Below are 14,262 nucleotides of genomic sequence, written 5' to 3'. Positions count from 1 at the left end.
GAGTGGAGAACTCTCTACAGTCATTATGGCTGGAAAAATCAATCTACAGCTTTAAACAGAGTGTGAAGAATTTAAGTTCTATGAAGTCGAGGATGGAAAAAATGGGGTCAGCGATCAAGTTGCTACTTCAGCAAATCGCCGCAGGCGTTGCATTCTATACCTGTCTCCCCGTTCCGACAGCTTGTGCTTTAGAATTTAGCGGCATCGGTCGAATTGCGCCGATCGTCGGCTTGCTAATCGGCGGACTTTTAGGCATTTTAGATTGGGGGTTGGGCTGGGTAGGAATGCCCCCGTTGACTCGGAGCGCGATCGTAGTTGCCGCTTGGGTTGCCGTCACAGGAGGCTTACACCTAGACGGCGTAATGGATAGCGCCGATGGATTAGCTGTGACCGATCCAAAGCGTCGTCTCGAAGTCATGGTAGATAGCGCGACAGGAGCCTTTGGAGCGATGGCAGGAATCGTGGTGTTACTGCTTAAAACCGCTGCTTTAAGTGAATTACAGAGCGATCGAGCCTTCTTGTTAATGGCGGCGGCCGGTTGGGGACGCTGGGGGCAACTCGTGGCGATCGCTCGGTTTCCTTATCTCAAGCCGACTGGAAAAGGGGCATTTCACAAAGCATCGATTCAATCTCTTTGGGAAGCGCTGCCCACTCTTTTGCTGTTGGTTGGATTGGAAATCTCTTTTTGGCACGATCGTCCTTCTCTAGCAGCAGGAGTGATTGTGGGAGGAAGCACGATCGCAATTCTCACCGGGGCGTGGTTTAACCATAAACTAGGCGGACAGACCGGAGACACTTACGGAGCGATCGTCGAATGGACAGAAGCCCTATTGCTTTGTTTACTAACTGTGTTTTAGTGGTTCTTCAGTCTCCCGTCTTTTTCTGTAACAATAGATGTAAAGTTTCGTATCCTATCAGTTTTCTAAGATGACGAGCGCGACACCCCAACTCAGTTCCTCAACCTATGACTATGATTTGGCGATCGTCGGCGGGGGTGTCGTGGGGGCAACCCTTGCCTGTGCTTTAAAAGATTCCGGGTTAAGCGTGGTGTTGATCGAAGCCGAAGCAAAATCGATCGCAAGCGCCAGAGGGCAAGCCTACAATATTTCTCCGCTCTCTAGCCGCATTCTTGATGGCATCGGCGTTTGGAACCAGATCCGCCTCCAGCTTGAAACTTATACTAAAATTCGTCTCTCAGATGCCGACTATCCCAATGTGGTGCAGTTTTCGCCTCAAGATTTAGGTGCCCAAACCTTGGGATATGTTGCCGAGCATCAGGTTTTAATCGCTGCACTTCAAGACTCTTTGCGGCAGAATCCTCATATTACTTGGCTGTGTCCTGCAAAGGTAGTGAAGACCGATCGCCAACCCGACGAGGCAACGCTAGAAGTATTAGTGAACGGAAAAGTTCAATCAATTCGCACTCGGTTAATCGTTGCCGCAGATGGAGCGCGATCGCCCCTCCGTCAACAAGCCAAAATTCGCACTCACGGCTGGCAATATTGGCAGTCTTGCATCGTCGCCACCATCAAGCCCGAAAAATCCCACGATCACACAGCCTATGAGCGATTTTGGGCAAGCGGGCCGTTTGCCATTCTGCCTTTGCCGAGTCATCGATGTCGAATTGTTTGGACGGCTCCTCGCGCTGAGGCAGCGGCGATCGTGGCTCTAGACGATGATCAGTTTTTAAAAGAACTCACCCGTCGCTATGGCGATCAGATGGGCAAACTCACGCTTGAAGGCGATCGCTATGTGTTTCCGGTTCAGCTAATGCATAGCACTCGTTATGTGTTGCCTCGATTAGCGCTAATTGGAGACGCGGCGCATTGTTGTCACCCTGTAGGCGGGCAGGGCATCAATATGGGAATTCGAGATGCGGCGGCTTTGGCGCAAGTTTTGCAAACCGCACACCAACAGGGCGAAGACATTGCAACCCTCAAAGTTCTCAAACGCTATGAACGCTGGCGCAAGTGGGAAAATCTGATTATTTTGGGCTTTACCGATCTGCTCGATCGCACTTTTTCTAATAATATTCTTCCGATCATCCTTTTACGTCGCTCAGGTTTATGGGTTCTTCAAACTGTGTTACCAGTCAAATCATTTGCGCTCAAACTTATGACCGGGTTAACGGGGCGCGTTCCTAAACTTGCTCAAAGATGACAATGGGATTTGGAAACGATCGCTAAACCGCCTAAATTTTTCTCGCCCTGATCTTAAAAAAGTCAACATGAAACCTAAAGCCGTCGTCCTCCTCTCTGGTGGGTTAGATTCTGCAACATCAGCCGCTCAAGCGATCGCCGATGGCTATGACGTGATTGCTCTGTCATTAAATTATGGTCAACGACACGATCGAGAGCTACTCGCTGCAAACCAGGTTGCTGCTCACTTAAAGATTCAAGACCATTTTGTGATGCAGGTGAATTTGGCGCAGTGGGGCGGTTCTGCTTTGACCGATCCCGCGATCGCCGTCCCTACTAATGGCGCTCAGTCTGACGTGATTCCTATTACTTATGTCCCCGGACGAAACACGGTGTTTATCGCAATCGCGCTTTCGCTTGCAGAGGCAAAAAATGCAGAAGCGGTTTATCTGGGCATTAACGCCGTTGATTATTCCGGCTATCCAGATTGTCGTCCTGAATATTTAGAGGCGTTTCAACACCTTGCAACCCTCTCTTCAAAAGCCGGATTGGAAGGAAAAGCTCCAAGATTGGTTGCACCTTTAGTAACCGACTCAAAAGTCGATATCGTGCATCGTGCCTTGCAGTTAGAGGTGCCGATCTCGCTTACCTGGTCTTGCTATCAAGGGGGCGATCGACCTTGCGGAGTCTGCGATTCTTGCCGAATTCGCGATCGTGCCTTGATCGAAGCGGGTAGAGCAGATTTGGCAACTCCAGCAGGACAAGCTTTTGATCAATGAGAAAGATTTGTAATCGCAGGGATTAATTGTTAAGAAATCACGCCGAATATGAAGCGATCGTAAGAGTAATTACTCAAAATTTGCTGGCAACAAACAGTAAACTAAATGAATTCTTAATCTTTTCGCGAAACCTTCTTAAAGTGTACAAACCTCAAGTGCTTAAGAGTGTTCTGTAAGCAGGCCGAATTGTTATAGAAATCTTTAGAATGTTATTTGAATTTGGCTTTCTATATTCTGCATACAAAGCTCGAAAGCTAGAGATATGAAAGCTTTTAGTAAAGAAACAGAGATCAAATTGAATGGTTATTTAAGCTTTTCTAAGCTAAAACGTCAATATTCTATTGCCCCGTTAATTGAAATAAAAAATTTAAGTTAACGATTGATAAGCAGCAAAAACTAAGAAAAATGGAAGCAACTTATCGAAAACTAAAGCTTAAAAAGCAACGTCTGAAAGGTTTCTATCATTTAATTCCTGAAAAAACGAGTTTTTGTGACCGCTATAGTGACAAATAGCTTGGTATATTTCGTCATGAAACTCGCAGCGAGTCACGTTTTACTCTTAACGCAGCAAACTGAAGATTTGCACGGGTTAGAATTTCTTCTGGGACGTTTAAGGTGTGCCCTAGAAATTGTTACCACACCCGATCAGGCAGTCGATCGCGTCCATCGAAATCCGCCGTGCTTGGTAATTGTGCAAGGCAACTATAGACTCTGGTCAAAAAAGCTCGTTCCCACACTCAGGGCGATCGCCGATGCTGATAACATTACGCTGGTCGCATTAACGGATGCTCATGCCCCAAGCTGGCTTCACCAAGACGAAAATCCGGGTTTTGACGGCTTCTTGGTCAGCCCTCTCAGTTCTGATGTACTTTTTTCTCTTATTCAGTCTGCTTCCGCACGGCAGCTTTGTCGCGCTGCTAACTAAAAACTCTTCTCTAAAATTAAATAGAGGGTTCGTAGAGAGAACCTCCTTCCCGCAGACCATCGGTTTCTATAAGCTGAACCTGAAGTTTAAGCTCCTTGTTTTATGCAATTTGCTCCCTTCTATCCAATCCTCCATCGCTTTCTTAAGCCAAACTTCCCTAACTGCCTGTGGTCGGGTAATCAGCAAGTTCCTAAAATTGCACTTACCTTTGATGACGGCCCTTATCCTCCCTACACGTCTTCTCTGATAGACGTGCTCGATCGCCATAAGATTCCCGCCAGCTTCTTTTGGCTCGGAATTTGCGTGGATCGAACTCCCACGCTCGCTCAAGCGATTTACCAAAAAGGATATTGGCTGGGCCTGCACGGCTATGATCATCACTCATTTGCCACGATGTCTCTCAGCAAACTCAAGCAAGATCTAGAGCAGACAAAAACCGCGATCGTCAACGCTTGTCAGAGTCCATCTCTAACATTAATAGATGTTCGCCCTCCAAACGGACTGTTTACTGCCAAAACGTTAGGTCTGCTCAATCAGTGGGGCTATCGCCCTGTGATGTGGAGCGTGATTCCTGAAGATTGGGTGCAACCTGGTGTGGCGATCGTAGTGCAACGAGTTTTAGATTGCGTCCAAAATGGCTCGATTATTGTCCTGCACGATGGATATTATGGCGGACAGGATGTGGCAGAGACCGTTGATCGGCTCATCCCGGCACTACTCGATCGAGGGTATGAATTTGTGACGGTCAATCAGTTATGGGCAGATGTGATAGATGGCTGACGATCGTCTGTCTTGCAAGTTGATTAGCCCAAATCTTTCAATCAATTAAGGCTTGAGTCATCAAACTTTTTAATATCTTCACAATAGCAGCACTAGCAGCTTGCTATCGCCAAAAAGATTGATACATAACCGTTTCATTCATTTGAAATAGCCACAATCAGTCTAAAAAATACCCCTAAACTGCTTACATACCAGACTTAAATGAATGAAAATATCATCTAACTTAATATAGAGTCTAGACCCAAGTTCTTGAATTTGGGCTAACGTAACATCATAGAGACGTATCTAGCTGTCTAACCTTTAAGTGCGATTTGGAGGTGGTATTTGAACGGGATTTAGCGTTGCCTCATCGCAGCTATCTCCACGGCTGAACGTTAGAAGCAACCATTTATTGGATGACTTTGGATTGAGTTACAAACTGTGCTGACGTTAATCCTTGTAGTCACAAAAGCTTTTCACTGCTTCATGAGCCAAGCGCCATATAGACAGATTTTGTCTTGGTTTTCTAACTTTGCAGATTAAGACAGATAAATAAGGTGCAACTTTTGTGAGAAAAGCTACAATTGGGGAGACATTAAGACATTCAGCAATAGTGACTTTTGCGTTGGTATCTCTACCCCGCCCTATTTTCGAGGGAATGCAGCATACCTTGATTTTTCAGTGATTATTAGTGACTCCTCGATTGAGAGAGCCATCTTTCAAGCGAGGCACAAGCGCTAATGACAAAGAGCCAGTGACTGCATCTTGCAACCAGATTGAACGAATTACCGTTCTCCGGCGCTTAAATTTTCTACTTTCACCCCTTAAGGAGCATGAGGAACGCGGCATGACCCAGGCCAACAACGTACTCGAAGCACTCAGTCTTGGCAGTCCTTCTGATGAACCCCTCGACACCGAAGTCGAGCTTTATGACGAAGATGACCAGGACGAGCCGGATTCTCCGGCAGATGATGACACCAAAACAGGCAAGGCTCGCGCTGCCCGCCGTCGAGCACAAGCCAAGAAAAAGCACTACACCGAAGACTCGATTCGGCTGTATCTGCAAGAGATCGGTCGAATTCGTCTGCTGAGAGCCGATGAAGAAATCGAACTAGCGCGGAAAATCGCAGACTTGCTAGAGCTAGAGCGAATTCGGGTCAGGCTGACAGAAAAGTTGAGCCGTGAGCCTCAAGATAAAGAGTGGGCAACCGAAGTCAACATGCCGCTGACGGCGTTTCGGCATCGATTGCATTTAGGTCGCCGTGCCAAAGACAAGATGGTGCAGTCTAACCTGCGTCTCGTGGTGTCGATCGCCAAAAAATACATGAACCGGGGTCTTTCTTTCCAAGACCTAATTCAGGAAGGCAGCTTAGGTCTGATTCGGGCGGCTGAGAAGTTTGACCACGAAAAGGGCTACAAGTTCTCAACCTATGCCACCTGGTGGATTCGTCAAGCAATCACCAGAGCGATCGCCGACCAATCGCGGACGATTCGCCTCCCGGTTCACCTTTATGAAACCATTTCTCGAATCAAAAAAACCACCAAGTTACTCTCTCAAGAAATGGGTCGAAAGCCCACTGAAGAGGAGATTGCAACTCGGATGGAAATGACGATCGAGAAACTTCGCTTTATCGCCAAGTCTGCTCAGTTGCCGATCTCGTTAGAAACGCCGATCGGAAAGGAAGAAGATTCTCGTCTGGGTGACTTTATTGAGTCAGATGGTGAAACCCCCGAAGATCAGGTTTCTAAAAACCTGCTTCGAGAAGATCTTGAAGGCGTTTTAGCAACTCTCAGCCCTCGTGAGAAAGACGTGTTGAGACTCCGCTACGGCTTAGATGACGGTCGAATGAAGACCCTGGAAGAGATTGGACAGATCTTTAACGTCACTCGTGAACGGATTCGCCAAATCGAAGCAAAGGCTCTCCGTAAGTTGCGCCATCCCAATCGCAACAGTGTCTTAAAAGAATACATCCGATAAGCTGAATTGTCTGACAAGCGGGGCGTAAGCAATACGTCCCTGAGATAGATTTACAAAGACTCAGGAGTAACTCTTCTGGGTCTTTTGTGTAAGTCATCAAAAACAGACAAAAATATGGACACTTCAAATGAAGTGTCCGTTAAACTATCCTTTAAGGTTGACCAGAAATCTAAAGAAGAAATAATTACAGTAGACCGAGAAAGCGCAGTGTGCCTTCGCCTGAGAAATATTCGGTCGCGAGTGCGGCAACAAAGCCAATCATGGCAAAGCGGCCATTCCACAGTTCAGCTTGAGGGGTAAAACCAAACTTCCAAGCGTTGCGGTCTTCAGAAGCGATCGTAGCCGTTACTTTTTGTGTGTCTTGCATGGTTGGGTACTCTGACGTGCATTAGCTGTTCGTAATGTAACTCAATATTACGTTTGATGTCAAATTATTAAGGATAGTACAGACTTTCTTTCCCATAAGATTTGCTGATTGAATCTAGGTTGAGCCACTGACATGGAGTCACATGCCTAAAATATGGGACTATGATGGGAACTATTGATTGATATTTGTTAAAAATTATCAATGATTGTTTCCCGAACTGGTTTATCAAAATTTAAAGAGTCGCTGACCAAGAAGATATTTTTTGGTCAAGAACCCTCGGCAGAGTTGATCGCAATCTTGCTGGTCTACTTTGTGCAAGGAGTTTTAGGATTAGCGCGTCTAGCCGTCAGCTTTTTCTTGAAAGATGAGTTAGGGCTGAGTCCCGCAGAGGTATCTGCGCTGCTGGGCATTGTGGCCCTACCCTGGATGATCAAGCCATTGTTTGGTTTTGTTTCTGACGGGCTACCGATCTTCGGCTATCGGCGACGACCCTATTTAGTGCTATCAGGGTTTTTAGGAGCGCTATCTTGGGTCGCTCTGGCCACGATCGTGCATAGCCCTTGGGCAGCAACCTTAACGATCGCCCTAGGGTCGTTGTCCGTTGCTGTTAGCGATGTGATTGTCGATTCGCTGGTAGTTGAGCGGGCCCGGTCAGAATCCGTCAGTGGCGCAGGGTCACTGCAAGCGCTCTGCTGGGGCGCGTCTGCGGTTGGTGGATTGGTGACTGCTTATTTAAGTGGCTGGCTGCTGTCACAGTTTGATACTCGAACGGTGTTTGCAATTACGGCATTCTTTCCATTGATTGTGTCTGCTGTCGCCTGGTGGATTGCTGAGTCTCCAGTGATCGAACGGTCGGACTGGTCGATCGTGCGAACTCAGTTAGGGCAACTCAAACAAGCCATCACTCAGAAATCAATCTGGATGCCTACTGCGTTTTTGTTTCTTTGGCAAGCAACGCCCACCGCAGAATCTGCATTTTTCTACTTCTCGACCAATGAGCTAGGGTTTGAGCCTGAATTTTTGGGGCGAGTGCGATTAGTCACTAGCATCGCGGCACTCGTTGGCATTTGGATTTATCAACGATTTCTCAAGTCTGTGCCGTTTCGGGTGATTTGTGGATGGTCGATCGTCGCTTCATCCGCATTAGGCATGACAATGTTGCTGCTCGTCACTCACGCCAATCGAGCGATCGGAATCGACGATCGCTGGTTTAGTTTGGGTGATAGCTTGGTGCTGACGATGATGGGGCAAATTGCTTTCATGCCCGTTTTGGTACTGGCTGCTAGACTGTGCCCACTCGGAGTTGAAGCGACGCTGTTTGCACTGTTAATGTCAGTTGTTAACCTGGCTGGATTGGTATCTTATGAGTTTGGGGCAGTGCTGACCCATTGGCTAGGAATCAACGAAACCAATTTTGATAAGCTGTGGCTGCTCGTGTTGATCACCAATCTCAGCACATTATTGCCTCTCATATTTTTGGGCTGGCTACCCGGAGCCGATGAAGAACTACAGACTGTTTCTGAAGCTCAATCGTTCTCCAGTTTAGAGTTGCCAGATTTAGTTTCAGAGTTGGTGCCTCCTCGAAGACGAGAAGCGATCGTTGAGAAGCCAGTTGATTAGTGCGACAGCAAACTAATAATAGGTGATTGATATTTTTAGTCTTGTCGATTAAAGAACGAAGTCATCTGTTATGAATTCTTATGGACAGCTAGAAATTGAACGCTCCGAAACACAAGTGACTATGCAAAGTTTTCAGCTTGGTGAACACGCGTCTACGGTTCCGATTACTTCCTACAATACTCAGGAGTGGCAGAAAGGATATCGCTCTCTCGATCAAGAATATGATTACTGGATTGACGAGATAGAGGGACAAATTCCGCCTGAGTTAAATGGCACGTTGTTTCGTAATGGGCCTGGGCGTTTAGACGTAAATGGACAACGCATTCAACATCCTTTTGATGGAGATGGAATGGTTTGTGCGATCGCAATTAAAGACGGCCGCGCCCACTTTCGCAATCGCTTTGTTCGCACTGAAGGATATGTTGCCGAACAGCAAGCGGGACGCATTCTCTATCGCGGTGTGTTTGGGACTCAAAAACCAGGAGGCTGGCTTGCAAACGCTTTTGATACCAAGATCAAAAATATCGCCAATACCCAAATCCTTTACTGGGGTGGGAAACTGCTTGCCCTTTGGGAAGCCGCAGAACCTTATCGCCTCGATCCGCGCACATTGGAAACTTTGGGGCAAGAATATTTTGACGGAGCCTTACAACCTAGCGCACCTTTTGCAGCCCATCCCTGGATTGATCCGGCTTCTCAGTTTGACGCAGGTGCCCCGTGCTTAGTCAACTTCGCCATCAAAGCGGGCTTGTCTTTTACGATCAATATTTATGAATTAGATCTGAAAGGAGCGATCGTTCGTCAGCACAATCATCCGGTGCCAGGGTTTGCCTTCATTCATGATTTTGCAATTACACCCAACTACTGCATCTTTTTTCAGAATCCGGTTGCCTTTAATCCGGTGCCGTTTTTAATGGGCACACGATCGCCGGGTGAGTGTATTAAATTTCAACCCAACAAGCCGACGCGGGTGATTGTGATTCCTCGCGATGTTGCGTCACGACCCAAGCCGATTATTCTGGAAACTCAATCGGGATTTGTCTTTCACCACGCCAACGCTTATGAGCAAGAGGGTGAGATTGTGATTGACTCAATTTGCTATGAGAATTTGCCTGCTGTCAAAGTGGGCGCTGACTATCGCGAGACTGATTTTGCTGCCCTTGCGCCGGGTCAGCTATGGCGATTTCGCATGAATTTAGAAACCAAAGCGGTCGATCGTCAATTGGTCGAGCCTCGCTGCTGTGAGTTTCCGTTTATTCATCCTGCCAAGGCGGGACGCGAACACCGCTATGTCTATCTAGGAGCCGCTCACACTGCCCAAGGAAATGCCCCGCTTCAAGCGATTCTAAAAGTCGATCTGAAATCAGAGCATCGTCAAATTTGGAGCGCTGCACCAGACGGTTATGTCGGTGAGCCTGTATTTGTGCCTCGTGAGTTGCCTGGAGCATCAGGACTTTATACCCAAGTCGAGGGCGATGAAGATGACGGTTGGCTATTGACTATGGTCTATGACAGTCAGCACGATCGCACCGATGTTGTGATTCTAGATGCCAAAGATTTAGAAAAAGGCGCGATCGCCCGACTCCATCTCAAGCACCACGTCCCCTACGGGTTACACGGGAGCTTTACGCCCCACTACTTTGAGTCTTAACAGTTGAGCAGGGAACCCGATCGTTTCAAGGCGGTCAGCGTTGCGTTGCCAGTGCAAAAAAGCACGGTTGTGATTTCTGAGATCAACACATCGGCTAACGCATGAAGTGCTGCTTCAGACTCACTAGCCGCTTGTAAAAAAGGAAATGCTAACCCTGCGAGGTCGGCACCGAGGGCGATCGTCTTGGCAATCTCTAAGCCATTTCGCAACCCCCCAGAGGCAATGAGGGGAATATCCGGTGAAATGGCTCGTACCGCCGTGATGCACTCAGCAGTCGGAATACCCCAATCGGCGAAGGTTGCCCCCAGTCGGCGCTGTTTATCATCTTGCGCCCGTTCGCTCTCGACTTTTGCCCAAGAGGTGCCACCCGCGCCAGCCACGTCGATCGCTGCCACACCTGCCGCAATCAGTTTCTGAGCGATCGCGCCTGAAATACCATTTCCCACTTCCTTGACCACTACTGGGACAGAAAGCTTGTCACAAAGCACCGCAATTTTTTCTAGCAGACCGCGAAAATTGGTGTCGCCCTTCGTCTGCACACACTCTTGTAACGGATTGAGATGCAAAATCAGTGCGTCTGCTTCGAGCAACTCCACGACTCGCTGACATTCGTCAATTCCGTAGCGATAGTTAAGCTGAACTGCACCTAAATTGGCAAATAAAACGGCGTTTGGCGCGATCGATCGAATCGCAAATGTGTCTGCCACTAAAGGATTTTCGACTGCCACTCTCTGCGAACCTACGCCCATCGCAAACTTGTAATGTTGAGCGATTTCTGCTAAACGGCAATTAATCAGCTTTGCAAACTCTGTTCCCCCGGTCATTGAGGAGATCAGAATCGGTGCGCCTAAAGGTTTGCCTAAAAACGTTGTGGTGAGATTAATGTCGCTGAGATTCAGGTCTGGTAGACAATTGTGAGTAAATCGATAGCGCTCTAATCCATTCGTCACGTCTCGACACTGCACATCTTCATCTAAACAAATGCGAAGATGATCGGCTTTGCGAGTTTGGGTTTCTGCAAAAGAATCCATAAATATTAACCTAGCTGATCAACCTTTAATTAATTCCACGCCATCTCGTCCATCAATATCTTGTAGATAGACTTTGACCCTTTCTTCTTTGGCAGTCGGCAGCTTTTTGCCCGTAAAGTCGGGATGAATCGGCACCTCGCGATGACCACGATCGACCAACACCGCCAATCGAATCACTTCGGGTCTTCCATGATCAATCACGGCATCCAATGCGGCTCGAATCGTTCGCCCCTTATAAATCACATCATCGACTAGCACCACAGTTTTTCCTGAGAGATCAAACGGGATATTGGTTTTAGCCGGGGTGCGAAGCCCGATCGTGTCAAAATCATCTCGATAAAAGGTGATATCAAGCGCCCCGATCGCCACGTTTACCCCTTCTAACACTTCAATCTGCTCTGCTAATTTTTCAGCTAGAGGAACTCCTCTAGTATAAATTCCCAACAGAACGAGTTTGGACAAATCCCCTGATTTTTCAACGATTTGAGACGCTAAACGAGTTAGAGTTCGACGAATTTCTTTAGATGAGAGAATTTCAATTTCTTCTAGAGGCATGGGTAGAAAAAAGTCGCTGGGATTAAGGATTAAGGTTTGTTCTTGTACATTAAGGGGTGTTGCTTTTTCCGTCTATATCAGCCTTTGCATTAGGACGATCGTGAAGTGATGTAAAAATTTCTGCATTTAGATGTCAAAACTGAGAAAGTACTCAATCTCAGCTTTATTGTGGAGGTTTACAAAGCTTTTTGTACAAATCCCTTGTTGCAAAAAGTTTCAGACTTAGACCGCCATTGCGAGGCAACCCTATGAATAACCTGCAAAAATATCGAGTTGTGTGCACCCTCTCATTTGGGGATGTTTACGGTCAGATCATGGTTTGGCTGATTGTAATTTTTATCAGTTTGGCGGCAGCAATGGCAATGATGGGCGCGAGTCGTCCGGTCTATGCACTCGCAACAGTTGGGCTTGTGTTGGTGCTGTCTTTACCATTCTTACTATTCTCGTTTGTGACGACGCTGCTCAACCACATTGAGTTGTCACAAGTAGACCCTGCTGAAAAACCGCAAGCTGCGATGTCTGCGGCATCGACTAGTCAGCAATCTCCTCAAGCAGTGAGTTAGCCAAGCAACGATCGTGCATTCCCGACGGGTAGTAGAGAAATGTTTGTCTATTGCCCGTTTTTTATCGTCGATCGCCAGTCTGACAGACTATATTAAATACGCTGTAGAATTCGAGGCAATCTTGTGACTGAAAAGCGGAAGAATCGTTGGCTGTTGAACGTGGTGTTGATCATTGCAACGATCGGTCTGTTAGGGGTCTCAATTATTCCTCTAATCAGTGCGACGTTCACCCCTCAAAAAAACGCGGCTGCGACTCCTAGCCCCACGCAGTCAGTCGAAGCGAAAAAGGCAGATATTGAGGCTCAGGCGAGAGGCTATGAAGAAGTGCTCAAGCGAGAGCCAGAAAACCAGACTGCTCTACGAGGGTTGCTAGAAGCACGGCTGAGGCTAACAGACATTAAAGGCGCGATCGAGCCGCTCGAAAAGCTGGCAAAGCTCAACCCTAATCAAAGCGAGTATGCGGTGTTGCTTGCCCAAGCAAAGCAGCAAACTGGAGATAAAGAGGGAGCCGCCCAAGCCTATCGCAATATTTTAAATGCAAGACCGGGCGACCTGAATGCCTTGCAAGGGTTAGCCGGGTTGCTAATTGAGCAGCAACGACCCGAAGCGGCGATCGGTATGTTGCAAGATACCCTCAAAACTGCGCCTAAAGCCAATCAGAATCAAGCTGGTAGCGTCGATGTGACGGCAGTTCAAGTTTTGCTGGGTCGGGTGTTTGCATCTCAAAAGCGTTACAGCGAGGCAGTTAGTGTTTTTGACGAAGCGATTAAGGGCAACAAGCAAGACTTTCAGCCTGTGTTTGGTAAGGCATTGGTGCTCAAAGCACAGGGCAAAACAGATGAGGCAAAACCCCTATTCGATACGGCGGTTTCTCTAGCACCCGCTCAATATAAAGACCAGATTCAGAAAGCGGCAAGTGTTGCTCCACCGGGTACGGCAACTGCGCCTTCGAGTGCGCCGAGTAGCTCTAGCGCAGAAAGTCCGCCTCCTTTTTCGGCTCCGAAGTCAGAGGCAAGTCCGGCTCCGAGTGCTGCCCCTGCGGATAAGAGTGAGATGGAGAAAAGCGAGAAAAACTAAGGATCGTGAATTAAATAATATCGGTTAATTGCAAGGTTAATGGGCACGGCAGTGCCATGCCCGTACGCAGATTCTGGTCTTAATTTAATTCACGATTTTTAGAAAAGCCGATCAGCGGTTTGAGAGACGTTTCACAGTCTGTCCTCGATCGACATCCAGCCGCGATCGTGCCCCGTTAAGCTAGAGATCCGCAGTTCTTTTTAACGAATGAATTCCTCACAGCTTAATCCTGTTGTGTTGGTGCATGGGCTGACCGACACCAACGCCATCTTTAAACCCATGACCACTTATTTGCAAAAGCATGGTTGGGTGGTGCATAGCCTTGATCTCATTCCCTCAAACGGAGATTATGAACTCGATCGTCTCGCCCAGCAGCTTGAGACCTATATTGAGTTAACTTTGCCTAACCAGCAGCCCTTTGATCTGATTGGCTTCAGCATGGGTGGGATCGTTAGCCGCTATTATGTGCAGCGATTAGGAGGACTCGATCGCGTCCAGCGTTTCATTACAATTTCCTCGCCTCACAACGGCACGTTGACCGCTCACCTATCTCAACGTCCGGGCTGTATACAAATGCGTCCTAACAGTTCTTTTTTAAACGATCTCAATCGAGATGTCCTGATGTTAGAGAAACTAAACTTCACTTCGATTTGGACACCGATGGATTTGATGATTGTGCCAGCAACCAGTTCTCAATTGCAGGTGGGGCGAGACATTCAAGTCAACGTGCCGCTTCACGCCTGGATGGTGCAAGACCCTAGAGGACTGCAAACTGTGGCAAATGCACTGCGAGAACCTGTGTAAAAAAGCTGAAGGATG

Annotated in this window: 14 protein-coding genes; 11 read left to right on the top strand and 3 right to left on the bottom strand. The window is 47.6% G+C overall.

Annotated features, from left to right (window positions below; genetic code table 11):
• Nucleotides 1-80 precede the first annotated feature (80 nt).
• From cobS to rpoD, 6 genes are all read left to right on the top strand, one after another.
• Nucleotides 81-857, top strand: a complete 777-nt coding sequence (cobS, locus tag C7B65_RS13280; RefSeq protein WP_106254006.1) for an adenosylcobinamide-GDP ribazoletransferase — start codon at nucleotides 81-83, stop codon at nucleotides 855-857.
• Between the two features lie 70 nt (nucleotides 858-927).
• A complete protein-coding gene (locus tag C7B65_RS13275) occupies nucleotides 928-2,160 on the top strand; it encodes an FAD-dependent hydroxylase (protein WP_073072202.1) in 1,233 nt (410 codons plus the stop codon).
• Nucleotides 2,161-2,227: 67 nt separating this feature from the next.
• Entirely contained in the window at nucleotides 2,228-2,917 is a 690-nt protein-coding gene (queC, locus tag C7B65_RS13270; RefSeq protein ID WP_073072289.1) for a 7-cyano-7-deazaguanine synthase QueC, read from the top strand.
• A 529-nt stretch (nucleotides 2,918-3,446) separates the two neighbouring features.
• Nucleotides 3,447-3,842 carry a response regulator gene (locus C7B65_RS13265; RefSeq protein WP_073072200.1) on the top strand — a complete coding sequence of 132 codons (396 nt, stop codon included), beginning with the start codon at nucleotides 3,447-3,449 and terminating at the stop codon, nucleotides 3,840-3,842.
• Nucleotides 3,843-3,944: 102 nt separating this feature from the next.
• Complete coding sequence (locus C7B65_RS13260; RefSeq protein ID WP_073072199.1) at nucleotides 3,945-4,622, top strand: polysaccharide deacetylase family protein; 678 nt, start codon at nucleotides 3,945-3,947, stop codon at nucleotides 4,620-4,622.
• Between the two features lie 826 nt (nucleotides 4,623-5,448).
• A complete protein-coding gene (rpoD, locus tag C7B65_RS13255) occupies nucleotides 5,449-6,579 on the top strand; it encodes an RNA polymerase sigma factor RpoD (protein ID WP_073072197.1) in 1,131 nt (376 codons plus the stop codon).
• A 184-nt stretch (nucleotides 6,580-6,763) separates the two neighbouring features.
• On the opposite strand, the gene C7B65_RS13250 is transcribed toward rpoD, so the two are convergent.
• Complete coding sequence (locus C7B65_RS13250) at nucleotides 6,764-6,946, bottom strand: chlorophyll a/b-binding protein (protein ID WP_073072195.1); 183 nt, start codon at nucleotides 6,944-6,946, stop codon at nucleotides 6,764-6,766.
• A 201-nt stretch (nucleotides 6,947-7,147) separates the two neighbouring features.
• Here C7B65_RS13250 and C7B65_RS13245 point away from each other — a divergent pair, with 201 nt between their 5' ends.
• Nucleotides 7,148-8,566 (top strand): folate/biopterin family MFS transporter, encoded by a 1,419-nt coding sequence (locus tag C7B65_RS13245; RefSeq protein WP_073072194.1) that lies wholly within the window; start codon nucleotides 7,148-7,150, stop codon nucleotides 8,564-8,566.
• A gap of 70 nt (nucleotides 8,567-8,636) precedes the next feature.
• Complete coding sequence (locus C7B65_RS13240) at nucleotides 8,637-10,217, top strand: carotenoid oxygenase family protein (RefSeq protein ID WP_317615819.1); 1,581 nt, start codon at nucleotides 8,637-8,639, stop codon at nucleotides 10,215-10,217.
• Here the strand turns inward: C7B65_RS13240 and fni are convergent.
• Both fni and pyrR read right to left on the bottom strand, forming a co-directional pair.
• Entirely contained in the window at nucleotides 10,214-11,248 is a 1,035-nt protein-coding gene (gene fni, locus C7B65_RS13235; protein WP_073072192.1) for a type 2 isopentenyl-diphosphate Delta-isomerase, read from the bottom strand. The two genes, C7B65_RS13240 and fni, sit on opposite strands and share 4 nt — an antisense overlap.
• 18 nt (nucleotides 11,249-11,266) lie before the next feature.
• Nucleotides 11,267-11,803, bottom strand: coding sequence for a bifunctional pyr operon transcriptional regulator/uracil phosphoribosyltransferase PyrR (pyrR, locus tag C7B65_RS13230; protein ID WP_073072190.1), 537 nt, complete (start codon nucleotides 11,801-11,803; stop codon nucleotides 11,267-11,269).
• A 248-nt stretch (nucleotides 11,804-12,051) separates the two neighbouring features.
• On the opposite strand from pyrR, the gene C7B65_RS13225 reads away from it, so the two are divergent.
• The 3 genes from C7B65_RS13225 to C7B65_RS13215 all read left to right on the top strand — a co-directional run bounded on the left by C7B65_RS13225 (nucleotide 12,052) and on the right by C7B65_RS13215 (nucleotide 14,247).
• Nucleotides 12,052-12,366, top strand: a complete 315-nt coding sequence (locus C7B65_RS13225) for a hypothetical protein (protein ID WP_073072189.1) — start codon at nucleotides 12,052-12,054, stop codon at nucleotides 12,364-12,366.
• Between the two features lie 123 nt (nucleotides 12,367-12,489).
• On the top strand, nucleotides 12,490-13,443 hold the full coding sequence (locus C7B65_RS13220; RefSeq protein ID WP_073072187.1) for a tetratricopeptide repeat protein: 954 nt from the start codon (nucleotides 12,490-12,492) through the stop codon (nucleotides 13,441-13,443).
• 207 nt (nucleotides 13,444-13,650) lie between these two features.
• Nucleotides 13,651-14,247, top strand: a complete 597-nt coding sequence (locus C7B65_RS13215; protein WP_083582944.1) for an esterase/lipase family protein — start codon at nucleotides 13,651-13,653, stop codon at nucleotides 14,245-14,247.
• The last annotated feature ends 15 nt before the right edge of the window (nucleotides 14,248-14,262 follow it).

The organism is Phormidesmis priestleyi ULC007, assembly GCF_003003695.1.
GTDB classification, from domain to species: Bacteria; Cyanobacteriota; Cyanobacteriia; order Leptolyngbyales; family Leptolyngbyaceae; genus Phormidesmis_A; species Phormidesmis_A priestleyi_A.
Note: the sequence above shows the minus strand (reverse complement) of the source record. Positions and strands in the feature narration are given on the sequence as shown.